The sequence below is a fragment of the Pseudomonas sp. GX19020 genome (assembly GCF_023371075.1).
Classification (GTDB): domain Bacteria; phylum Pseudomonadota; class Alphaproteobacteria; order Rhodobacterales; family Rhodobacteraceae; genus Pseudogemmobacter.
Genome location: NZ_JAMCCR010000009.1, coordinates 142,260 through 163,522 on the forward strand (window position 1 = coordinate 142,260; position 21,263 = coordinate 163,522).

19 protein-coding genes are annotated in these 21,263 nt (G+C 61.8%); 11 read left to right on the plus strand and 8 right to left on the minus strand.

Annotation, left to right across the window (positions count from 1 at the left end; all coding sequences use genetic code 11):
* Positions 1–135: 135 nt before the first annotated feature.
* Positions 136–1,545, plus strand: coding sequence for an NADP-dependent phosphogluconate dehydrogenase (gnd, locus tag M3484_RS14945; protein ID WP_249497477.1), 1,410 nt, complete (start codon positions 136–138; stop codon positions 1,543–1,545).
* Positions 1,546–1,684: 139 nt separating this feature from the next.
* Here the strand turns inward: gnd and serA are convergent, their stop codons facing one another.
* The 3 genes from serA to M3484_RS14960 form a co-directional block, all read right to left on the minus strand.
* Positions 1,685–3,280, minus strand: a complete 1,596-nt coding sequence (gene serA, locus M3484_RS14950) for a phosphoglycerate dehydrogenase (protein WP_249497478.1) — start codon at positions 3,278–3,280, stop codon at positions 1,685–1,687.
* Between the two features lie 75 nt (positions 3,281–3,355).
* Positions 3,356–4,510, minus strand: a complete 1,155-nt coding sequence (locus M3484_RS14955; protein ID WP_249497479.1) for a phosphoserine transaminase — start codon at positions 4,508–4,510, stop codon at positions 3,356–3,358.
* 113 nt (positions 4,511–4,623) lie between these two features.
* A complete protein-coding gene (locus M3484_RS14960) occupies positions 4,624–5,670 on the minus strand; it encodes a GlxA family transcriptional regulator (protein WP_249497480.1) in 1,047 nt (348 codons plus the stop codon).
* Positions 5,671–5,702: 32 nt separating this feature from the next.
* Here M3484_RS14960 and bcoG point away from each other — a divergent pair, with 32 nt between their 5' ends.
* The 6 genes from bcoG (at position 5,703) to M3484_RS14990 (ending at position 12,751) form a co-directional block, all read left to right on the plus strand.
* A complete protein-coding gene (bcoG, locus tag M3484_RS14965; RefSeq protein WP_249497493.1) occupies positions 5,703–6,605 on the plus strand; it encodes a 3-dehydrocarnitine:acetyl-CoA trimethylamine transferase BcoG in 903 nt (300 codons plus the stop codon).
* A 107-nt stretch (positions 6,606–6,712) separates the two neighbouring features.
* Positions 6,713–8,179 (plus strand): carnitine 3-dehydrogenase, encoded by a 1,467-nt coding sequence (locus M3484_RS14970; RefSeq protein ID WP_249497481.1) that lies wholly within the window; start codon positions 6,713–6,715, stop codon positions 8,177–8,179.
* Between the two features lie 4 nt (positions 8,180–8,183).
* Positions 8,184–9,347 carry an acyl-CoA dehydrogenase family protein gene (locus tag M3484_RS14975; RefSeq protein ID WP_092899412.1) on the plus strand — a complete coding sequence of 388 codons (1,164 nt, stop codon included), beginning with the start codon at positions 8,184–8,186 and terminating at the stop codon, positions 9,345–9,347.
* The gene (locus tag M3484_RS14980) at positions 9,348–9,662 is read left to right on the plus strand and encodes an Rdx family protein (protein WP_249497482.1); all 315 of its coding nucleotides are present in this window, start codon (positions 9,348–9,350) and stop codon (positions 9,660–9,662) included.
* Positions 9,663–9,956: 294 nt separating this feature from the next.
* The gene (locus M3484_RS14985; RefSeq protein ID WP_249497483.1) at positions 9,957–11,948 is read left to right on the plus strand and encodes an acetate--CoA ligase family protein; all 1,992 of its coding nucleotides are present in this window, start codon (positions 9,957–9,959) and stop codon (positions 11,946–11,948) included.
* Positions 11,948–12,751, plus strand: coding sequence for a carnitinyl-CoA dehydratase (locus tag M3484_RS14990; protein ID WP_171909542.1), 804 nt, complete (start codon positions 11,948–11,950; stop codon positions 12,749–12,751). The genes M3484_RS14985 and M3484_RS14990 overlap by 1 nt, the downstream gene beginning before the upstream one ends.
* Positions 12,752–13,056: 305 nt before the next feature.
* Here the strand turns inward: M3484_RS14990 and M3484_RS14995 are convergent, their stop codons facing one another.
* The 5 genes from M3484_RS14995 to M3484_RS24030 all read right to left on the minus strand — a co-directional run bounded on the left by M3484_RS14995 (position 13,057) and on the right by M3484_RS24030 (position 18,056).
* The gene (locus tag M3484_RS14995; RefSeq protein ID WP_249497484.1) at positions 13,057–13,407 is read right to left on the minus strand and encodes a hypothetical protein; all 351 of its coding nucleotides are present in this window, start codon (positions 13,405–13,407) and stop codon (positions 13,057–13,059) included.
* A complete protein-coding gene (locus M3484_RS15000) occupies positions 13,404–14,969 on the minus strand; it encodes a TniB family NTP-binding protein (RefSeq protein WP_249497485.1) in 1,566 nt (521 codons plus the stop codon). The genes M3484_RS14995 and M3484_RS15000 overlap by 4 nt, the downstream gene beginning before the upstream one ends.
* Entirely contained in the window at positions 14,962–17,097 is a 2,136-nt protein-coding gene (locus tag M3484_RS15005) for a TnsB C-terminal domain-containing protein (RefSeq protein ID WP_249497486.1), read from the minus strand. The genes M3484_RS15000 and M3484_RS15005 overlap by 8 nt, the downstream gene beginning before the upstream one ends.
* The gene (locus M3484_RS15010; RefSeq protein ID WP_249497487.1) at positions 17,094–17,621 is read right to left on the minus strand and encodes a PDDEXK family nuclease; all 528 of its coding nucleotides are present in this window, start codon (positions 17,619–17,621) and stop codon (positions 17,094–17,096) included. Before M3484_RS15010 ends, M3484_RS15005 begins: the two co-directional genes overlap by 4 nt.
* A gap of 198 nt (positions 17,622–17,819) precedes the next feature.
* Positions 17,820–18,056, minus strand: coding sequence for a helix-turn-helix domain-containing protein (locus tag M3484_RS24030; RefSeq protein ID WP_502942468.1), 237 nt, complete (start codon positions 18,054–18,056; stop codon positions 17,820–17,822).
* 605 nt (positions 18,057–18,661) lie between these two features.
* Here M3484_RS24030 and M3484_RS15015 point away from each other — a divergent pair.
* The 4 genes from M3484_RS15015 to M3484_RS15030 all read left to right on the plus strand — a co-directional run.
* The gene (locus M3484_RS15015) at positions 18,662–19,387 is read left to right on the plus strand and encodes a hypothetical protein (RefSeq protein ID WP_249497488.1); all 726 of its coding nucleotides are present in this window, start codon (positions 18,662–18,664) and stop codon (positions 19,385–19,387) included.
* A gap of 140 nt (positions 19,388–19,527) precedes the next feature.
* Positions 19,528–20,517 (plus strand): restriction endonuclease, encoded by a 990-nt coding sequence (locus tag M3484_RS15020; protein ID WP_249497489.1) that lies wholly within the window; start codon positions 19,528–19,530, stop codon positions 20,515–20,517.
* 164 nt (positions 20,518–20,681) lie between these two features.
* A complete protein-coding gene (locus M3484_RS15025; RefSeq protein WP_249497490.1) occupies positions 20,682–21,002 on the plus strand; it encodes a transposase in 321 nt (106 codons plus the stop codon).
* Positions 20,983–21,263 (plus strand): helix-turn-helix domain-containing protein (locus M3484_RS15030; protein WP_502942469.1); only part of this gene is annotated, 281 nt, incomplete at its 3' end. The genes M3484_RS15025 and M3484_RS15030, both read left to right, overlap by 20 nt.

A 21,263-nucleotide genomic window follows, 5' to 3' on the forward strand; every position in this document is an offset into this window, starting at 1 on the left:
GATCGGGCAAGGCTTAGGCCGACAGCCCTCTCGCCGCAAGCCAATCCTGACCTGTACCGACAATGATCCGCAGGGAGTGTTTGCGCTAACACGGTGCGGCAGCTAAACGGGGGCAAATCAGTTCAGGAGACTCAGATGGCGCTTGCAGAAATCGGTCTGGTCGGGCTCGGGGTGATGGGCGCGGCCCTCGCTCTCAATATCGCGGAAAAGGGACATCGGATCGCGGTCTGGAACCGCAGCCATGATGTGACGCAGAAATTCCATGCAGAGGCCGGGGATCTGGCCGCGCGTCTCACCCCGGCCGAGACGCTGGAAGATCTGGTGGCGGCGATTGCCGTGCCGCGTGCGATCATCCTGATGGTGCCCGCGGGCGATGCGGTCGATCAGATGATCGCGGCGCTGCGGCCGCTGCTGGGGCCCGATGATCTGATCATCGACGCCGGCAATGCCAATTTCCACGACACCGAACGCCGCGCCGCCGAGGCGGTCGCGCAGGGTGTGCTCTTTATCGGCATGGGGGTCTCGGGCGGCGAAGAGGGCGCCCGTCACGGTCCGGCGATCATGGGCGGGGGACCGCGCGCCGCCTGGGACCGCGTCGCCCCGATCATGGAGGCAATTTCGGCGAAACATGACGGCACGCCCTGCGCCACCTGGATGGGGCCGGGCGGGGCCGGTCATTTCGTGAAAACCGTCCATAACGGCATCGAATATGCCGATATGCAAATGATTGCTGAAGTTTACGGCCTTATGCGCGACGGTATGGATATGGCCGCCCCCGGCATCGCCGCGGTGTTCGAGGCCTGGAATGAAGGCGCGCTGCGCTCTTACCTGATCGAGATCTCGGGCAAGGTCGCCCGCGCGACCGATCCGGAAACCGGTGCCGCCATGCTTGATGTGATCCTCGACGCCGCCGGCCAGAAAGGCACCGGGCGCTGGACCGCGATCGAGGCGCAGCATCTCAGCGCACCGGTCCCGGTGATCGAGGCTGCCGTGATGGCGCGCAATGTCTCGGCGCGGCGGGACGAACGCCAGGCGGGCGAGGCGGTCTTCGGTGCCGGGCCGCAGCCGCTCGGGGGTGGGCTCAGCCTGAAAGACCTCGAAGGCGCGCTGATCGCGGGCAAGATCCTGTGCTATGCCCAGGGCTTCACCATGCTGGATGCGGCTTCGAAAACCTGGAACTGGGGCGTGCCGCTGCCGGAATGCGCCAAGGTCTGGCGCGAAGGCTGCATCATCCGTTCGGCGATGCTTGACCAGATGGCTCAGGCCCTGAGCGAAGACCCCGCGCGCAATCTGATCCTCGCACCGACCTTCACCGCGCTCCTGAAACAGCATCACGAGGCGCTGCGCCGCGTCGTCGCGACCGCCGCGCTCAAAGGCCACAGCCTGCCCGCACTTTCGGCCGGGCTCGCCTGGTTCGACCTCATGCGCACCGCCCGCGGCACCGCCAATATGCTGCAAGGTCAGCGCGACTTCTTCGGTGCCCATGGCTTTGACCGCCTGGACGGCAAACCGATCCATCATGGCCCCTGGGGCAACCACGCCTGAAAAGGAAAAGGGAGCCGGAATGGCTCCCTTTTTTATTTCATCTGTCCTCAAATATCCCACGGGCAAGCCGACGGAGACGCCACCGGTTCAAGGCACCGGCGGCTTGCGGGGGGTGTGAAACCCCCGCAAGCCAGCCAGTTCAGGCGACGTCAAACACCAGCGGCTTGACCTGCTGGAACATGCCCGTCGCCTCCAGCGTATCGACCACTTTCGCGTCAATCGGCCCGTCGAGATACAGAAGCGCAATCGCATCCTCGCCCACTGCCGACCGGCCGAGGGTGAAGTTCGCGATATTGACGTTGTTCTTGCCCATGGTCATGCCGAGAAGACCGATGATCCCCGGCACGTCATCATTGGTGGTGTAGAGCATATGCGCGCCGATCTCGGCGTCGATATTGATGCCCTTGATCTGGATGAATCGCGGCTTCCCATCCGAGAATACCGTGCCTGCGGCCGAGCGCTCGCGCTTGTCGGTCACCATCGTGACCTTGATATAGGCGTCGAAAGAGCCCGACTTGTCCTGACGCGTGGTCGAGATCTGGATCCCCTTGTCCTTTGCCACGCTCGGCGCCGAGACGAGGTTCACATCCGGATTATGCGCCTTCAGCACACCCGCAATCACCGCCTGGTTCAGCGCCGGCAGGTTCATCTCCGCCACGCGCCCGTCATAGAGGATGTTCACCGCCTTCACCGGCTCATCGGTCATCTGCCCGATGAACGACCCGATATGGGACGCAAGCCGGATCCAGGGGCCCATCACAGTGGCCTCTTCGGCGGTCACATTCGGCATGTTCAGCGCGTTTTGCACCGCACCGGTCAACAGGTAATCCGACATCTGCTCGGCGACCTGCAGTGCGACATTCTCCTGTGCCTCGGTGGTCGAGGCCCCAAGATGCGGGGTCACAACCACATTCGGCAGGTTGAACAGCGGGCTTTCGGTCGCCGGCTCGGTTTCAAACACGTCAAAGGCCGCGCCCGCGACATGGCCCGATTTCAGAGCTTCGGCCAGCGCCGCCTCATCGACCAGCCCGCCCCGCGCGCAGTTGATGATCCTGACGCCCGGCCTGGTTTTCGCGATGGTCTCAGCGTTCAGAATGCCGCGGGTCTTGTCGGTCAGCGGCACATGCAGCGTGATGAAATCAGCCCGCGCCAGCAATTCTTCCAGCTCGACCTTGGTCACACCAAGCTGTTTCGCGCGCTCTTCCGACAGGAAGGGGTCAAAGGCCACGACCTTCATCTTCAGACCCACCGCGCGATCACAGACGATGCCGCCGATATTGCCGGCGCCGATCACGCCGAGGGTCTTGTTGAACAGCTCAACCCCCATGAATTTCGACTTTTCCCATTTGCCGGCATGGGTCGAAACGCTCGCCTCGGGCAGCTGCCGCGCCACCGCAAACATCATCGCAATCGCATGTTCGGCGGTGGTGACCGAATTGCCGAACGGCGTGTTCATCACGATCACGCCTTTTTTCGACGCCGCCGGAATATCGACATTGTCGACACCGATCCCGGCGCGGCCCACCACTTTCAGCCGGGTGGCCAAAGCCAGCAGCTTCTCGGTCACTTTGGTGGCCGAGCGGATCGCCAGCCCGTCATATTGACCGATGATCTCGGCCAGCTTTTCTTTGTCCTTGCCAAGCTTCGGCAGGTAATCGACCTCGACGCCACGGTCGCGGAAGATCTGAACGGCGGTTTCACTCAATTCGTCGGATACAAGAACGCGGGGGGCCATTGCGGGGCTCCTTGAATGGGGTCTCAGGGGGAGAGAATTGTGAGGGGCGGGGGCGCGGACGCCCCCGAAAACCGATCAGGCCGCGACAGCCAGCGCCGCAATCTCGGCGTTGAAGGCGTATTCGATCCAGGGCATCAGCGCGTGCACATCGGCCTGCTCGACCGTCGCGCCACACCAGATGCGCAGACCCGGAGGGGCATCCCGATAGGCTCCGGCATCCAGCGCCACGCCTTCAGCCTCCAGCCTTTTTGCAACATTTTTGGCGAATGCAGCGCCATCCGTGATGCGCGGATCTGTGAATTTCACACATACGCTGGTGCAGGAGGCCGTTGCCGGATCCACCGCCAGATTGGCGATCCAGTCTTTGTCTGCGATGAAGGTTTTGACCTCATCCGCATTGGCTTCCGACCGGCCGATCAGACCTTTCAGCCCGCCGATGGTTTTCGCCCATTTCAGCGCGACGAGGTAATCTTCCACACAGAGCATGGACGGCGTGTTGATGGTCTCGCCAACAAAGATCCCTTCCGAGATCTTGCCTTTCGAGGTCAGCCGGAAAATCTTCGGCAGCGGCCAGGCCGGGGTATATGTCTCCAGCCGTTCCACCGCGCGCGGCGACAGGATCAGGACGCCATGGCCACCCTCCCCGCCCAGCACTTTCTGCCAGGAGAAGGTGGTCACATCAAGTTTCGCCCAGTCCAGATCCATCGCGAAAGCCGCCGAGGTGGCGTCGCAAATGGTCAGGCCTTCACGATCCGCCGGGATCACATCGGCATTGGGCAGACGCACGCCCGAAGTGGTGCCGTTCCAGGTGAAAACCACGTCCTTATTGAAATCGACCTGAGCAAAATCAACGATCTCACCATAAGGTGCCTTGCGCACGGTGGCGTCGAGCTTCAGCTGTTTGACGACATCGGTGACCCAGCCTTCGCCAAACGACTCCCAGGCGAGCATCTCGACGGCTCGCGCACCAAGCAGCGACCAGAGCGCCATTTCGACAGCGCCGGTATCGGAAGCGGGGACGATCCCGATGCGGTAATCCGCGGGAACGCCAAGAATGTCACGGGTAAGGTCGATGGCTTCTTTCAGCTTTGCCTTGCCGACAGCGGCACGGTGCGAGCGGCCCAAAGGCGCATCAGCAAGCATATCGAGGGAAAAGCCAGGGATCTTCGCGCAGGGGCCCGAAGAAAAACGCGGATTGACCGGGCGCGCGGCCGGGGCGGTGAGTGCCATATCTGGTATCCTTGCAGATAAATGCCTCTCGTTGGGGAGAGGTGTCCCACCGCCGGGATTACGCCTCTCGCGGGGGTGACGCAAGAGGAATTTGAAATGCCGGTTTCAGACTTTTACGACTTCGCTTTGGGGGGCTTTCTCAGCGCGCCCGGGGCCTCGCCCCAGGCATTGCGGAAGGCGCGGGACAGGGTGGAGGGGCCGGAAAACCCTGTGCGCAGAGCCACTTCCGCCAGGGGGTGCTGTGTGTCCGTCAGCATCCTCCGTGCGGCCTGGAGCCGAAGCGTCAGGCACCAGGCAGCAGGTGTGGTGCCGAGAGAGTCGCGAAACAGGATCTCCAGCCGGCGCGGCGAAAGACCGACGGCGCGGGCGGTCGCGGCGGCGGATTCGGGCTGGTCGATCCGCTCCTCCATCCGCCGCACAGCTGCGGTGACGCGCGGGTCGAGCGCAGGGTCGCGGCGCAGGGGCGCGATTTGCGGCTCATGGCCGGGGCGGACGCCGGTCAGAAAGCTGTTCGCGACCTGGCGCGCGAGGCCGGCGCCATGGCGGGCGCGGATCAGATGCAGCATGAAATCCTGCGCCGGTGCCGCGCCACCGATCGTCACGCGGTTGCGGTCGATCACAAAGCGGTCCGGCACGACCTCGATCTGCGGATGGCGGGCGGCGAGATCTTCCAGATCTTCCCAATGAACGGTGGCCCGGTAGCCGTTCAGCAGACCCGCGCGGGCGAGCACCCAGGGGGCGCTGTCAACCCCGCCGACCAGCTGGAACCGGGGCGCGATACGGGTCAGTTCGCGGATCAGGGGGCGGGTTGCAACCTCGTCAAGCCTATAGCCCGAGATCACGATCAGCGCATCGGCACCGACCGCATGGCCGGGTGGGCCGTCCGAGGGCAGCGACAAGCCGCAGGTCAGGGGCACAGGCTGGCCATCCGGCGAGACCACGCGCCAGCGAAACAGCTCACGCCCGAGCTGGCGGTTGGCGTTGCGAAGCGGATCAAGCGCCGAGGCGACCTCGAGAATCGAGGCCTGGGGCAGCACAAGGAGCGCAATGGTCAGCGGGCCGCGTGCCGATGAGAAGATAGCGTTTTCCGTCATGAAAAATTCGTAAATCGCAAAGCGTGCGCGGGCAAGCCGGATAATCTCGGGCGCAACAGGCCCCATGCTACAGGAAAGAGTCTCCCATGCCGCTGACCATGAACCGCGAGGTTTTCATCACCTGTGCCGTGACCGGGTCGGGGGGGACGCAGGATCGCAGCCCGCATGTGCCGCGCTCGCCGGAACAGATCGCAACTTCGGCGATTGATGCCGCCAAGGCCGGTGCGGCAGTGGTGCATTGCCATGTCCGCGACCCGGAGACCGGCAAACCGTCACGTGACCCGGCGCTCTATCGTGAAGTGACCGAACGCATCCGCGATTCGGGCACCGATGTGGTGCTGAACCTGACCGCCGGCATGGGCGGCGATATGCTGTTCGACGGCACCGAGACCATGAACCGCATGGCGGCGAATTCCGATATGGCGGGCGCTGCCGAGCGGGTGGCGCATGTGGTCGAATGCCGCCCCGAGATCTGCACGCTTGATTGTGGCACGATGAATTTCAACGAGGCCGATTATGTGATGGTCAATACGCCCGGGATGCTCCGGGATATGGCGAAGCGCATGGTGGCCTCCGGCACGAGGATCGAGATCGAGGCCTTTGACACCGGGCATCTCTGGCTCGCGAAAGCGCTGGCGGATGAGGGGATCATCCCCGATCCGGTGCTGGTGCAGCTGTGCATGGGTGTGCCGTGGGGCGCGCCGGATGACCTGAACACTTTCCTGGCAATGGTGAACAATGTGCCGAAATCCTGGCACTGGTCGGCTTTTGCGCTTGGGCGCAACCAGATGGCCTATGTGGCGGCGAGCGTGATTGCGGGCGGCAATGTGCGGGTCGGGCTTGAGGATAATCTCTGGCTCGACAAGGGCGTGCTCGCGACCAATGCGCAGCTCGTGGAGCGCGCGGTGACGATCATCGAGAACCTCGGCGCGCGGGTGATCACGCCGGCAGAGGTGCGGGTGCGGCTGAAGCTGGAGAAGCGGGCGCCTTTGCCGAAGTGAGGCGCCTCTGGCCGGGTGCGGATGCCTCCGGCGGGGATATTTAGAGACAGATGAAAAGGCTCTCCCGCAGCAATGGAGGGCCGGGGTCAGGGAAGGGGGCGCGTGCTATGGCGCGTAAGGCGGCGATTATCGGTGGCGGCGTCATTGGCGGAGGCTGGACGGCGCGGTTTCTGCTGAATGGCTGGGATGTGGCGGTGTTCGACCCCGATCCGGAGGCGGAGCGCAAGATCAATGCTGTGCTCTCGAATGCGCGGCTGGCTTTGCCGGCTTTGTCGGATGTGCCGATGCCGCCGGAGGGGAAGCTGAGTTTTGCGGACACCATGGCCGAGGCGGTCGAGGGCGCGGAATATGTACAGGAGTCTGTATCCGAGCGGATCGAGCTGAAGCATAAGGTCTATGCGCAGCTGCAGCAGGCCAATCCCGGCGTGCTGATCGGGTCTTCGACGAGCGGGTTCAAGGCTTCTGATCTGCAGACGGGGTCGCCGGCGCCCGAGAACATCATCGTCGCCCATCCGTTCAACCCGGTCTATCTGCTGCCTTTGTCGGAGATCTCGGGGTCGGAGAAGAATACGCCCGGGACGGTCGAGAAGACCGTGCAGATCATGAAAGACATCGGGATGTTCCCGCTGGTGATCCGCAAGGAGATCGACGCCTTTCTTGGCAACCGTTTCCTCGAGGCGGTCTGGCGCGAGGCTTTGTGGATGCTCAAAGACGGGGTCGCCACCACCGAGGAGATCGACGAGGCGATCCGCATGGGCTTTGGCCTTCGCTGGGGGCAGATGGGGCTTTTCGAGACCTATCGCATCGCGGGCGGTGAAGCGGGCATGAAGCATTTCATGGCGCAGTTCGGCCCGGCGCTGAAATGGCCCTGGACGAAGCTGATGGATGTGCCGGAGTTCAATGACGAGCTGGTCGAGCTGGTGTCTTCCCAGTCTGATGCGCAATCGGGGATGTATGGCATTCGCGAGCTGGAGCGGATCCGTGATCAGAACCTCGTGGGCTTCCTGCGCGCGCTGAAAGAGCGCAACTGGGGGGCGGGCAAGGTCTTGCGCGAACATGATGCGCGCCGCGCGGCAATCTTCCATGCCGACACCGATCAGGGGCCGAAGGCCGCGCCGCTGGTCATGGCCCATATGCAGGTGCTGCCGGGCTGGATCGACTATAACGGCCATATGACCGAGAGCCGCTATTATTTCTGCAACTCGGAAGTGGCGGATGCCTTCCTGCGGCTGATCGGGGCCGGGATGGACTATGTGGAGGCGGGGCACAGCTATTACTCTGCCGAGACCCATATCCGTCATCTCGGCGAGGCGAAGCTCGGTGACAGGCTCACCGGCACGCTGCAGATCATCTCGGCCGATGAGAAACGGTTCCGGTCATTTGTGCGGATCCTGAAAGGCGACGAGGTGGTCGCGACGATTGAGCAGCTTTGCCTGCATGTCGATATGAAGGCGGGAAAAACCGTACGGGCCGCGCCGGAAGTCTGGGCGAAGCTGAAGGCGGTGGCGGAGGCCCAGGCCGGGTTGCCGCTGCCCGAGGGCGCGGGCCGCGCCGTTGGCCAGAAGAAGGACTGACGTTATGGATTTTGGCCTGAACGAAGAACAGAAGATGATCGTCGAGACGACGCGCGCTTTCGTCGAGAACGAGCTTTACCCACATGAGGCGGAAGTGGAGCGCTCGGGCGTGCTGGAGCTGGATCTGATCCGCGAGATCCAGAAAAAAGCCATCGGGGCCGGGCTTTATGCCGCGAATATGCCGGCCGAGGTCGGCGGTGCGGGCCTCGATACCCTGTCCTGGCTTTTGTATGAGAAAGAGCTGGGGCGCGCCAATTATGCGTTGCACTGGACCTGCGTCGCGCGTCCTTCGAACATCCTCCTGGCGGGCAATGCCGAGCAGCGCGAGCAATATCTCATGCCGTGCATTCGGGGCGAGACCTGGGATTGCCTTGCGATGACCGAGCCGGGGGCGGGGTCTGATCTGCGCGGCATGAAGGCCACGGCGCGCGAAGATGGCGACGACTGGATCCTGAACGGAACCAAGCATTTCATCAGCCATGCTGATCTGGCGGGCTTCACCATCGTCTTCATGGCGACAGGCGAAGAGGACACGCCACGCGGCCCGAAAAAGCGGATCACGGCGTTTTTCGTCGATAAAGGCACGCCGGGGTTCACTGTGCGGGAAGGCTACCGCAATGTCAGCCACCGCGGTTACACCAATGCCGTGCTGGAATTCGACGATTGCCGGGTGAACAAACGGCAGGTGCTTGGCGAGCCGCATAAGGGCTTTGAGGTCGCGAATTCCTGGCTGGGCGCGACACGGCTGCAGGTCGCTTCGACCTGTCTCGGCCGGGCAGAGCGGGCGCTGGACCACGCCATCTCCTATTCGGCGGAACGCAAACAATTCGGGAGTCAGATCGGTAAATTCCAGGGCGTCAGCTTCAAGCTCGCCGATATGGCGATGGAGCTGAAAGCGGCAGAGCTGCTGACGCGGGAGGCTGCCTGGAAATATGACCAGGGCACGGTCACCGAAGCCGATATGTCGATGGCAAAGCTGAAGGCGACCGAAGTGCTGGCGATGGTGGCGGATGAGGCAATCCAGATCCATGGCGGCATGGGGCTGATGGATGAACTGCCGCTGGAAAGGATCTGGCGTGACGCGCGGGTGGAACGGATCTGGGAGGGCACCTCAGAGATCCAGCGCCACATCATCTCCCGCGAGCTTTTGCGCGCTGTGGGGGGCTGAATGGCGGATCCGGTCGAAAAGGCTGCGGGCCCGAAAATCCGCTTCACCTATTGCACGCAATGCAACTGGATGCTGCGCACGGCATGGATGGCGCAGGAACTGCTGCAGACCTTTGGCCAGGACCTGCATGAGGTGACGCTGGTGCCGGCAACGGGCGGCGTGTTTCGAATCGAGCTGGATGGTGCCGTGATCTGGGATCGCAAGGAACAGGGCGGCTTTCCGGATTCGAAACAGCTGAAGAAGCTGATCCGGGATCATGTCTGGCCGGAGCGCAATCTGGGCCATGTGGACAGCGCCGTAGCTTCCCATGGCTGAGCCGGTTGCCAACCGTGCCGGGGGCTGTCTGCCCCCGGACCCCCGAGGATATTTAGAGACAGCTGAAAACCAAATGTTAAGTAAATCCCACGACACTGGTTTGGCGGTACAGGCGGGGACGCCGATGGCCGCGACAGGTGAAACCCTGCCCCGCTTCGTCGGGGCAGGGGAACTGGTTCTGGAATTCATCTGTCCGAAAATATCCTCGGGGGGAGGCGCCGCTTTGCGGCGCCGTGGGGGGCAGACAGCCCCCCTCGGCGGATCCGGGATCGGGCACGCGCGGGGGGGCTGCGCATGAACCGGCTCGACAGATTGCTGCGCCCCCGGCATATCGCCGTTCTTGGTGCGGGCTGGGCGCTTAACGTAATTGAACAGACCCGCAAGATGGGGTTTGACGGGCCGGTCTGGCCGATCCATCCCAGTAAGCCCGAGATCGGCGGGCTTAAGGCCTATGCATCTGTCGCGGATCTTCCAGAGGCGCCGGATGCCACCTTTATCGGGGTGAACCGTTTCGCGACTGTAGAGGTCACCCGCGAGCTTGCGGAACGTGGCGCCGGCGGCGCCATCTGTTTCGCGGCCGGCTGGACAGAAGCCGGTGAGCCGGAGCTGCAGCAGAGCCTCGTCGCGGCCGCAGGTGATATGCCGATCCTCGGGCCGAATTGTTACGGCGTGATCAATTATCTCGACGGGGCGCTGCTCTGGCCGGATCAACATGGTGGCGTGCGCGTTGAAAAGGGGGTGGCGCTGCTCAGTCAATCCTCGAATGTCGTGGTCAATATTGCCATGCAGCAGCGCGGATTGCCGATCGCTTATGTAGCCTGTCTGGGGAATGCCGCTGTAGTCGGGCTGGCCGAACTGGCGGGTGCATTGCTTGACGACCCGCGCGTCACCGCCATCGGGATGTATATCGAGGGGATCGATGACGCGCCCGCCTTTGCCCGTTTGGCACATCGGGCGGCAGAGATGGGCAAGGGCGTGGTCGCGATCAAATCCGGCAAGACCGAGGCCTCACGCGTGGCTGCCGCCTCGCATACGGCTTCGCTGGCGGGGGGCGGTGCGGCCTCTTCGGCCTTCCTCGCGCAGCTGGGGATTGCCGAGGTCAACAGCCCCTCTGAGCTGATCGAGACGCTCAAGATCTTCCATCTTCACGGGCCGCGACTTGGGACAAAGCTCTGCTCTTTGTCCTGTTCGGGGGGCGAGGCCGGTATGGCCGCGGATCTGGCCGCACCTTTCGGGCTCAGCTTCCCGCCGGTGCCCGAGGCCAGTCGCGCGCGGCTTTCCGAGACGCTCGGGCCAATTGTCACCATTGCCAACCCGCTGGATTACAACACTTTCATCTGGGGTGATCTGGAAAAGACCACCGAGGTTTTCAGCGCCATGCTGGAGCCCTATGACGCCGGTCTCTATGTGATCGACATGCCGAGGGACGACCGCTGCGACCCGTCGAGCTATTTCCCGGCGCTCGACTCCATCGTCGCGGCGCAGAAGGCGACCGGAAAACCGGCCTTCCCCGTGGTCTCGATCTCCGAGAATTTCGGCGAGGCACGGGTACAGGGGCTGATGGAGCAGGGGGTCTGCACGCTGCTGGGCTTTGAGACGGCGCTGGCGGCGATCCGCGCGGCGCAGACGCCCGAAGGCGCGCCCGGCTGGGAGCCGGTCAAAGCCCTTGCCCCGCGCGAGACGCGGCTTTTGACCGAGGCCGAGGGCAAGGCGCTGCTGGCGGCAGCCGGTATCCCGGTGCCGCGGGCAGTGACCGGCGTCACGCTTGCCGAGGTGCAGGCGCAGGCGACGGGTCTGACGGCGCCCATCGCGCTCAAGGGGCTTGGTTTCGCGCATAAGACCGAGGCGGGCGCGGTGCGGCTTGGCCTTGCTTCGCTGCAGGGCGAGGCAGAAATGCCCGGTGCCACCGGCTATCTTGCCGAGGAAATGGTGACGGGGATCATCGCCGAGATGCTTCTTGGGATTGGCCGCGATCCGGTTTACGGCCTGACCCTGACCATTGGCATGGGGGGCGTCACGGCGGAAGTGCTGGCGGATACCGTCACCCTGGTCTGGCCGGCGGATGAGGCGCAGATCCTCTCCGCGATGCGGCGCCTGCGGCTCTGGCCGCTGCTTGACGGCTATCGCGGCCGGCCAAAGGCGGATGTGGCGGCATTTGCCACGATTGCCGTCCGGCTGGGCCATCTGACGGCAGGCGATGACAGTCTGGAAGAAATTGAAATCAATCCGGTGCTTTTGCGCGAAACGGGCGCAGTGGCGGTGGATGCCCTGATACGGAGAGACTGATGGCCGAGATGCAGATGCGGGTCGAAGGACCGGTAAAAACCCGGCGCGAGGGCGCCATTCTTGAGGTGACGCTCGACGCGCCCAAGGCCAATGCGATCAGCCTGAAGACGAGCCGCGTCATGGGCCTTGTCTTCCGCGATTTCCGCGACGATGACAGCCTGCGCATCTGTATCCTGCGCTCGACCGGCGAGAAATTCTTCTGCCCCGGCTGGGATCTGAAAGCCGCAGCCGAGGGCGATGCCGTGGACGGCGATTACGGCGTTGGCGGCTTTGGCGGGTTGCAGGAACTGCCCAATCTCAACAAGCCCGTGATCGTCGCGGTGCAGGGAATCTGCTGCGGTGGCGGGCTGGAACTCGCGCTTTCGGGGGATCTGATCCTCGCGTCAAAGACTGCGACCTTCGCGCTGCCGGAAATCCGTTCGGGCACGGTCGCAGATGCGGCCTCGATCAAGCTGCCCAAACGCATCCCCTATCACGTGGCGATGGATCTGCTGCTCACGGGCCGCTGGTTCGACGCCGAAGAGGCGTTGCGCTGGGGCCTGATCAAGGAGATCTGCGAGCCGGACGAGCTGCTGCCGAAAGCCTGGGAGCTCGCGCGACTTTTGGAATCCGGCCCGCCGCTGGTCTATGCCGCGATCAAGGAAGTGGTGCGCGAAGCGGAAAACATGCGCTTTCAGGATGCGCTGAACCGCATCACCAAACGGCTGATGCCGACGGTGGACCGGCTTTATTCTTCGGAAGACCAGCTGGAAGGCGCGAAAGCCTTCGCCGAAAAACGCGACCCAGTCTGGAAGGGACGCTGAGGGCGGGGGCAGGCTTGTATCGCCCTCCGCTGCGGTTTTTGTTGGATAATATATTGATATTAATGCATATTGTGGTGACCGCATGGCGGGTGGCTGATGCGGGCGTCGGGTATTTTGGACCTGGATCCAGTCGCCGATGGTGTTGGGGACCGCACACGCTATGTGGGGCGGTGGCCCAAGCACGCGGCAATGTCAGAAAGCCGTGGCTGCACAACATCTCAACAGTCGTTGCTCGTGAGAAGTTCTCGATTGACGGAAGCCCGGGAAGCTCAAGGAATGAGACGAACTTTGCGAAGAGCTACCGCTCAATGATGGGTTGGAGCGAACTTGAACCATCGTCTGGGCGGTAATCTGCCGTAACTTTCTGGCAAATTCCTCGTAAGAAAGCTCGGAGCCTCTGGATCGCGGCGCGGGGCTGACACCTTTCCGAAGCCCTCACCACCGACGCGGAAGGTGTGCTGCTCGCCGGTCGCCCAGTTCCAGGCGATGCCGCCGGTCTCATCGCCAAAGATCATCACCCTGCCAGAGGTGTTTGACCGGGCCTTGCCGGTCACCGGGCATTTCACCCACTGGCCGGTGATCGTCTTGCGCGGCGGCTCGATGCCGACGGCGCGGCAGCCGTCCAGCATGGCGTCGGAAAGGGTCATGTGGATCATGATGCCCTCCGCTTACCGCGACCACGGAAGCGCTTTTGCTCGCGCTCGATCAGAGCGTAGGCGCCTTGGTCAGCAATCAGCGGGGGTTGAGTGCCCCACGCTTTGGCGGGCCATTCGCTCGGGTAAACACCGTGGAAAATGCCCTTCGCCCACCGGAGGGCGTGCTCCGATCCCTTTGTGCTGTGACCATGGGTGTATGCGAGCGCAGCCTCCCAGACCTTACGGGGCTGGCTCAGGCAGTCAGCCCTCAGGCCGGAGCGCGCCTCCATGCCCAGCGCGGCGGCGTCAAACTCGCGCATGGTGCCTTCGACCGCGACGATCTCAGACCGCGCCGGGCGTTCCCATCCGCAGGCGAGGCAGGTATTGCCGCGAAGCATTCCGGTGCATTCCGGGCAGACCGGCTTTTCGCGCTGCACCTCTTCCCGCTTCCGGGGGGTGCTGTCGCGCTTCTCAGCGTCGGACATTTCACCGGCGCCATTGTCCCAGACGTCCAGCATGTCGACTGCAAAGCGCTCGATATTGCCCGAGTGATCGAGCCAGATCGCTTTTTTGTCGCCGCCGATGATCGGGCGCATGACCCGACCAATCTCCTGCAGGTGACTGGACAGGCTCTTGCGGTAGGGCTCCCGGATGAACACCTTGCGGGCATCAATCCTGTGGTAATCGTTAACGATGAAGGGGTTGAAAGCATCCGAACATGACGACCGCAGCTCATAGGCGAGCGCGAGATGGCGCGCCTGCAAGGCCGGGGTCTGTTCCAGCAGCGCCGCTTCGATTGCAGCAATGATGATCTCGATCACTAGCCCGAACTGAAAGGCACTGGCATGGATCAGCCGTTCCGCCAAAGCGATGGTCTGACTGTCTGGGGCGGCAATCAGACTGGCACGAATGGCGTAGTCCCCGATCAGGCCGACAACATCAGGTGCATGAATCACGGGAGAAAGCGGCGCGAAATGCACCGCATCCATGCGCCGGGCCAGTTGCGGATCGTGGTTGAGGATGCGCTCAAGCTCCTCGGTGCCCGAAAGCAGGATGCCCACCGGCCAATCGGGATCGGTCATTAAGGTTTTCAGCATCGAGGCGACGGCGTTGAGTTCACTTGTCGTGCCACGGGAACTGAGATCTTGTGCCTCGTCCAGATGCAGGAACAGGACGCGGCGCTGCCGCAGCTGATGCCTGGCCAAATCCCAGATGTACCACGCCTGCCGTTCGGCCGAGAGGTTGTAGCCGAGTGCGCGCAGGATCATCTGGCCGAGGAATTTCAGCGTAGCGGGGGACGGAACGCGGAGGCTGATGATCGTTGCTTCGGTGCAGGATGAGTGCGCCAGTTCCACCCTTGCCCGTGCGATGAGCTGCGCCATGGCGCAGCTCTTTCCGGTACCCGATGCGCCTGAAAGGGCAATGCCATGCGCATCTGCACTGCGCCCGGCGGCAATATCAGCAAGACGCTTTTCCAAAAGCATGCGGAACCGCCCCTGCAAAGGCTCGAACCGTTCGTGAAGGATGAACCTTGCGCGCAAATCGGCAATTTTGCTTGCGATGGTTGAGGGAAGGTCACTCATCGTCAAACCTCCAGGTCTTGCCGCGCGGCACATCGGGATTGGCGGGCAACGTCTCTTCCCGCGTCTCGAACGGGGATTTCTCCGCGTGTTCCGGGGGCAGAATTTCGATGCTGTCTGTGAGCGGATCACCGGAATGGCCGCCGTTAGCCAGCTTGATGCCGGAAGAGGTCAGAGAGAAATGCAGGGCTTCTTCGTTCCGGGCGACTTCGACATCGGTGACATGGAAAGGTGTCAACTGCATCCGCAATGCGGCGGCGCGGTTGGTTTCCGAAATCCGAGCAACGGCGCGCTGCACGAGATTCTCTGACAGTGCGGCTGCGCGTCGGTGCTGAATACGCAGCGCCCGGCAGGCCTCCTGCCAGTCGGTATAGCGCATCCCGTCAAAGCCACGATGGTTGCAGGTCGTGGCGTGCCACGACTTGCCGACTTTGACCGCGATCCAGCCCAGATCGAAAAGGTCAGCTCGGATTTCCACATCGCGTTCCGGAGAGTGAAGGAACGCTTCACGCAAGGCAGCACAACTGTAGGATAGCCCGGCAAACAGCACGCCATCGCCACGAAGTTTGCGGGTCAGCGGCCGTCCGAAAGCCTTTCGCAGCGTCAGCCCGTCCGGACCCGGCAGCAATCCTTGCTCTTTTGCCAGACGTTTCCAGCAGTCGGCTGGGGTCTCACCCTTCAACGACCCGTGGGGTTCATTGTGGTAAATGTCTACGACGAAGGTGAGCAGGATGCGGATAAGATCGTCGTCATCAAGGCATGCCAGTTGTTCGGAAGGGTAGTCAGCGCGTTCCACTGGGTTGAAGAACGTCCGCCCCGACAAAAGCGGCATGAGCTTGTGCCCGACCGTCCGGAAGAAGGTTTCGATGTTGCCGCGCATCTGCGGCAATCCCGCCGGGGGAAAGTGCATCGTCAGGCCGAGCGAGGCCGCGACCGTCCGGAAGTCTTCCGAGATGAAAGCTGATCCCTGATCGGTGACGAGGGTGCCGATACCCGCGACCTGATCCCATCGGCTCTCACAGCCCGCCGCCTGGGCGTAGGCCGTCCGGTCGTGGAGCACATCCCGCAGGGTGCGGATCGCATCCTGAGCGTTTGGGGTTTCAGCCAGCCGCAGCGCGAGGATGCACTTCGTGGCACAATCCTTGGCGATATAGAGCCAGCGCCTCCCTTTCAGCCGTTCAACCTGTTCGGCGGACATTTGGTCGAGAATCCCCGAAGGTGTCAGAAGAGAAATCACGTCGAGGCGGTTTTCATCCATCTCAACCCGCTCGCCGGGAAACAGCGTCTCGACACCCGTCTCGAAGAGATTGAATTTCCGGTTCGCCGCATCGATGCCCCAGCGTCTTGCATAGATGTAGTAGGGATCGGCCTGGGAAAGCCGCCGCAGGAGGCTGCGCTCGGATGGTAGTGCCAGTTCGGGCCTGCCATCGCCACGCCTGCGCTGGTTCTCAGATTGTATACGGGTACGGATATCGACCACCGTCTGCCGTTTGGTCGGTCGTTGTATGCTGGCATAGGCGTCAATGACTTCAGACGCCATCGCCTCGGTCCGGTGACACCAGCGCAACCCGCGATTGCCGCTGCGATGAGTGCGGGGCAGGAGTGCCAGCAGGTCGTACCCGCCGTGCTCATAGGCACGAAGCCAGCGCAGAATGGTTTTGGCGCAAGGGAGCTTGCGTGTAACCAACTCTGCACCCGCGCGTTTTCCACCGGAGCCATTGCCAATCTGCCCCGATTTCCGCCGGACCTCATAGTCGAGTACGGGCGTGATCATCGTGACCGATGTATAGGTTCTGACGACTTTGCCGCCCTGCTCCAAGGTCAGAAAGCTGTCGCAGATCGCCTGCCGCCAGAGAAGAATTGACCTGGATCGGTCATCGAGTTCAGCCAGCACATCAGCCGGACGGTTCTTCCGGTCGCGGCTACGGGCGAAATCGAAATACCCGGCTTGGTAGCGGGTTTTGGAGGATTGCAGCAGATCATGAACCTCGGCATGGGTGAAGCTCTCCGTAATCCCCGGCTGGTCGGTACGTTCAAGAGTGATGGTTTCGGCCTGCACCTCAGTGGGACGATAAGCAACGCCACCCACCGTTAGCAGGTCCGAGCGGGAGAGACGGACGCGCATGTTCATGCTGCGACCTCCGTCAAAGCGGGACGGTTCCACATGATCCGCCGCGCAGCTTCTGCCGCTGCCCTCCGGTCAAGCTGCTCGTCGGTCACGAGTATGACCCGATGCGCGAAATGCTTCGGCATGTCGGCAGCGATATGACGCAACTCGGTGATGAAATCCCGCCGGATAACCCTGCCCGCAGGCTTGATAGCGACCGCGATTCGCTCGCCATTGGTCAACGTGATGAGAAAATCGAACACATGCCTCGCAGTGTTGCCATCGGCGCGGCGGTACAGAATCGCGGGCGGCTGTTCCAGAATGTCATGTATATCCGGGCGCAGCAGCGTCAGGCACAGAAAGCGGTATTCCAACATGCTTTCGAACTGGATGACACGCGGGCGCTCGTAGGCCGGAAGTTTGGCGATCATGCTGCCGCGCAGGCTCGCCTTGGAGCGGCGTACAACATCCCGGCTCGCGCGGCTCGGTTCTGGCGCGCGGTAGATCAGGGTCTGGTTCATATGGTTTCGGAACGCGCGATCATCCATGCCCCTACCTTTCGGCGCAGGGGATGAAGCGCTTCCGCCTTCTTTCAAAAATGCAGGGGCAGTCCCGCCGAAACCATTCCGGCGGGTTGACTTTTTCTGCGTCTTGAGGGAAAGAAGGAGGGTCGCGACCAAACGACATCTAATTCTGAAGGGCCTTCCTGTTCCACTAGGAGGGCCTTTTCCCTTTGTGACGGTATGCTATTTTTCGGTTGAGCCCTCCTCCGCTATATATCTCTCTGGGAAGAGCCGTTCTGGCGTTGTCCCCAAGGCGTATGCCAGCTCCGCTTCGACCCGCCGCGATCGGCGGTAGCCTTGGCTGACAATCGTGATTGTCTCAGGTGCTACCCCAACCTCTCGTGCGAGTGCGCTGATTGAAAGACCGACTGCACTCAAGCGTTTGCGGATGTCTGCGTGGCGCGCCAGATCAACAGTCATTGTTACTCCATGCTAGACTAGGGGTTCCAGGCGAACTGGGAAACGAAAGTTGCGAATCACCTGTCCCACAAGTGGATCAAGTGATTCGGCAAATCAATAACAAAGGTCTCGCAAGCCTTTGAATTATCAAATTGAATTTAGATTGAGTCATGTGCGCGGTGATTTGGGTCATCACCGAACACCCGTGCGATTACGCTGTAATCCCGATCAAGGTTCGACGGCAGGACAAGGGAAACCGTCTGGTGAACTCTGTGCAGAATCCCACAACTCTGAGTGTTCGGCTCCAGCAAAATTGATTTCGCCGTGTCAGGAAGACTGCGCAATCATGACCGATTATAAAAATCGGCACCGTGCCCCCACATGCACTAGTGCCGCCCAGATCGGCCGGGCCGGTGGCCATCTCCCCGGTCGGGCTACGCCCTCCATTCGTCACGCACCCGGCGCTTCGTCTCATCCTGATTGACGCGCGGCAGCTGAAAGTGCTGCTCGTAGCCCATGGCATGCCATGATACCCCTCAATGAAGGAATAGCCGGTGGGTCCATGCCAAGCCTCGGCATAGATTCTCCGCAACGCTGGATAGTATCACTGTACGGCGCAAAAAAGGATGACAGCCATGAGACGCGGGAATCGCCGTCGCTTCACCCCTTTCGCCTCCCTGTCGCGACACCGGCAGCGTGATGCCTTCGTGCGTTTGCGTTGGAAAATTCTGGGCGATAAGCCGATCTATGGTGGGCTGTTCACCAGCCATCTGGTGCTGGACGAACCGGGCCGCTCAGATATCTACAGGCAGTGGTTCGATTTCCTGTTTCTGGGCCTTGACGGTCACAGCATCTGGAACGCCAGCATAACCACCGGCAACCTGCGTTTCTGGGAACGCGCCGAGGATCTCGCCTCGGAGCAGACCCGGTCACGGCTGACGGAGGCAGAACTGGAAGAGGAATATTGTTGGAAATTCAGCCCTGCGTTTTATGACGGAAGGCAGAAACTTTATCGGGTGATCCAGTCCGAACCGCGCCGTCATGCCGCGCTCGATGGCCTGACCGTCAGGGAGTATGAGGAGAAGGTCGCCTGGGAGGTCTTGCGCGAGACCCCGCCGGTGATCCATGAATCTTTCCGGCTGGACCACTCATACCAGTACGGCATCGGGCTGGAAATTATCGTCGATGCTCCATTCATTGCTCGCACCGTGATCGAAGGAGCAATCTTGAGGTTTCAGGAGCTTGGCGAGATCGGTTGGAAAAACCTCGAGCCAATCCCGCGCGATCACCTGCCGTTCCAGACAGAGGCAGAAGCAATGACCGCCGCTGAGCGCCATATACCGCAAGCCTAAACAGCTGTGGTACCAGCGAGCCAATAAAGGTGCTTTCGCGACATCATGTTTTGCTTGCGGCACAGCTCTAGAAGCCGTTGATTGAATGAAAATTTTGAGGTGCCGGTTTGAACCAGATTCCACGGGTATGGGGCGTCCATATGGGCGAGCATGTCGGCAGCCGCCCCGTGGACGAAGGATATGTCGCAATCGGCTGGTCGGCCTTGGGCGACCTGAGGCAGTATGCAGATCGGGACGCCCTCAAGGCTGCACTGGCCCTACACTACCCAAACAAGAAAGTCGGCTCACGGCCCGTCGATGCAGGCATCCTTTTTCGCTTCACCCACGAGATGAAGGCAGGCGACATCGTCGTGTACCCTTCGAAACACGACCGCATGGTCAATATCGGCAGATTCACCGGCTCTTTTGAACATGTTGCTGACGACCCCGATGACTATCCCAATCACCGGGGCGTAGAGTGGCTGCAGCACCTTCCCCGAAACGAGTTCGGGCAAAGCGTCCTCAACGAGATTGGCGCGTTCATCACGGTTTTCCTAATCCAAAGCAGTGCTGACGTATTCCTTACGAAGCTGGGTATAGCGGTACCGGCAGGCGATGCCCCTGTGAACGAACCGGCAGTAGAGGTTGAGGACGACGATACGGCGACAGTCGCCGTATCCAAGCAAGCGGAGCTGACGACCGGCGATTTCATCATCCGCCAGATCATGACCAAGCTGTCCGGATATGATTTCGAGGAGTTCGTCGCGCATTTGCTTGAATGCATGGGGTACACCGCTCGCGTCACACAGCGGTCAGGCGATGGCGGGGTCGATGTGATCGCACATCGCGACAAGCTCGGGTTTGAACCACCGATCCTGAAGGTCCAGTGCAAACGCAAGGTCGACCAAGTTCCGCGTCCGGAAGTAGACCAATTGCTCGGCACCTTGGGCGAAGGGGAATATGGGCTGTTCATTGGTCTAGGATCATTCAGCCGCCAATCAGTGGAACTAGAGCGCAACCGACCCAAGCTGCGGCTGATCGACGGCGAGCAATTTGTAGAGCTTGTCCTCGAAAACTACTCTCGGCTGTCACCGCGATATCGGACATTGCTTCCCTTGAAGCAAATCTACGTGCCCGATCTGCAAGGGTGAGGGGATGAAATTATATACAACCGTGTCTGTTTCGGTGATTAAGGGCGGAAAGCTGACGAACGGCGGTGCAGCATCGCTGCTGCGGTAAGCCCGGGAAAGCGTGTATTGCCCCAGTGAAAATCTGCTCATGCTACAAGGAGTAAAACGTAGCGATGAGTGGACCATTGGAAGACGTCGTCAAACGGTGGACGGCCAAGCGCAAGTCGGCGCTGGTCATCGAGATCCTTCAGGGCAAGACGACGGTGGCGGAAGCCAGCCGCAGCTTTGACCTTTCTCCGTCCGAGATCGAGGGTTGGGTCGATGATGCCCGTCGGGGCATGGAGAATGCACTGCGGGCGAACCCGCTGGACGTTCGCCAAGAATACGAGAAGCAGCTTCGCGATCTACAGGAGGCCTACGGCGAAGCGATGCTGGAGTTGCGTGCCCGAAAAAGTTGGCGGCCCCCATGGAGCGGGAGGACGACAATTGATCCGGACGCTCCATGAGGGCCTGCTGGCGGACGGGATTCAGGTGTCCCTGGTGAAGCTTTGCGCCTGGTTCGGCGTGCCGCGGCGGACCGTCTACTACAAGCCGACCAAGGCCGCCCCGAAGATCAATCCTGGCTTCGCCGAGCCGATCAAGGCCATGATCGAGGAGAACCCCTCCTTCGGCTACCGCACTGTGGCCTTCCTGCTGGGCTTCAACAAGAACACGGTGCAGCGGATCTTCCAGCTCAAGCACTGGCAGGTCCGCAAGCGTCCCATCGG

Coding starts and splice junctions, on each gene's coding strand:
- M3484_RS15000 (WP_249497485.1), bottom strand. CDS start 14,969: ATGAGTGACCTTCCCTCAACCATCGCAAGCAAAATTGCCGATTTGCGC.
- M3484_RS15020 (WP_249497489.1), top strand. CDS start 19,528: ATGGGCGAGCATGTCGGCAGCCGCCCCGTGGACGAAGGATATGTCGCA.
- M3484_RS14960 (WP_249497480.1), bottom strand. CDS start 5,670: ATGGGGCCTGTTGCGCCCGAGATTATCCGGCTTGCCCGCGCACGCTTT.
- serA (WP_249497478.1), bottom strand. CDS start 3,280: ATGGCCCCCCGCGTTCTTGTATCCGACGAATTGAGTGAAACCGCCGTT.
- M3484_RS14980 (WP_249497482.1), top strand. CDS start 9,348: ATGGCGGATCCGGTCGAAAAGGCTGCGGGCCCGAAAATCCGCTTCACC.
- M3484_RS14985 (WP_249497483.1), top strand. CDS start 9,957: ATGAACCGGCTCGACAGATTGCTGCGCCCCCGGCATATCGCCGTTCTT.
- M3484_RS24030 (WP_502942468.1), bottom strand. CDS start 18,056: ATGACTGTTGATCTGGCGCGCCACGCAGACATCCGCAAACGCTTGAGT.
- M3484_RS14990 (WP_171909542.1), top strand. CDS start 11,948: ATGGCCGAGATGCAGATGCGGGTCGAAGGACCGGTAAAAACCCGGCGC.
- bcoG (WP_249497493.1), top strand. CDS start 5,703: ATGAACCGCGAGGTTTTCATCACCTGTGCCGTGACCGGGTCGGGGGGG.
- M3484_RS15015 (WP_249497488.1), top strand. CDS start 18,662: ATGACAGCCATGAGACGCGGGAATCGCCGTCGCTTCACCCCTTTCGCC.
- M3484_RS14970 (WP_249497481.1), top strand. CDS start 6,713: ATGGCGCGTAAGGCGGCGATTATCGGTGGCGGCGTCATTGGCGGAGGC.
- M3484_RS14995 (WP_249497484.1), bottom strand. CDS start 13,407: ATGATCCACATGACCCTTTCCGACGCCATGCTGGACGGCTGCCGCGCC.
- M3484_RS15005 (WP_249497486.1), bottom strand. CDS start 17,097: ATGAACATGCGCGTCCGTCTCTCCCGCTCGGACCTGCTAACGGTGGGT.
- gnd (WP_249497477.1), top strand. CDS start 136: ATGGCGCTTGCAGAAATCGGTCTGGTCGGGCTCGGGGTGATGGGCGCG.
- M3484_RS14955 (WP_249497479.1), bottom strand. CDS start 4,510: ATGGCACTCACCGCCCCGGCCGCGCGCCCGGTCAATCCGCGTTTTTCT.
- M3484_RS15010 (WP_249497487.1), bottom strand. CDS start 17,621: ATGGATGATCGCGCGTTCCGAAACCATATGAACCAGACCCTGATCTAC.
- M3484_RS14975 (WP_092899412.1), top strand. CDS start 8,184: ATGGATTTTGGCCTGAACGAAGAACAGAAGATGATCGTCGAGACGACG.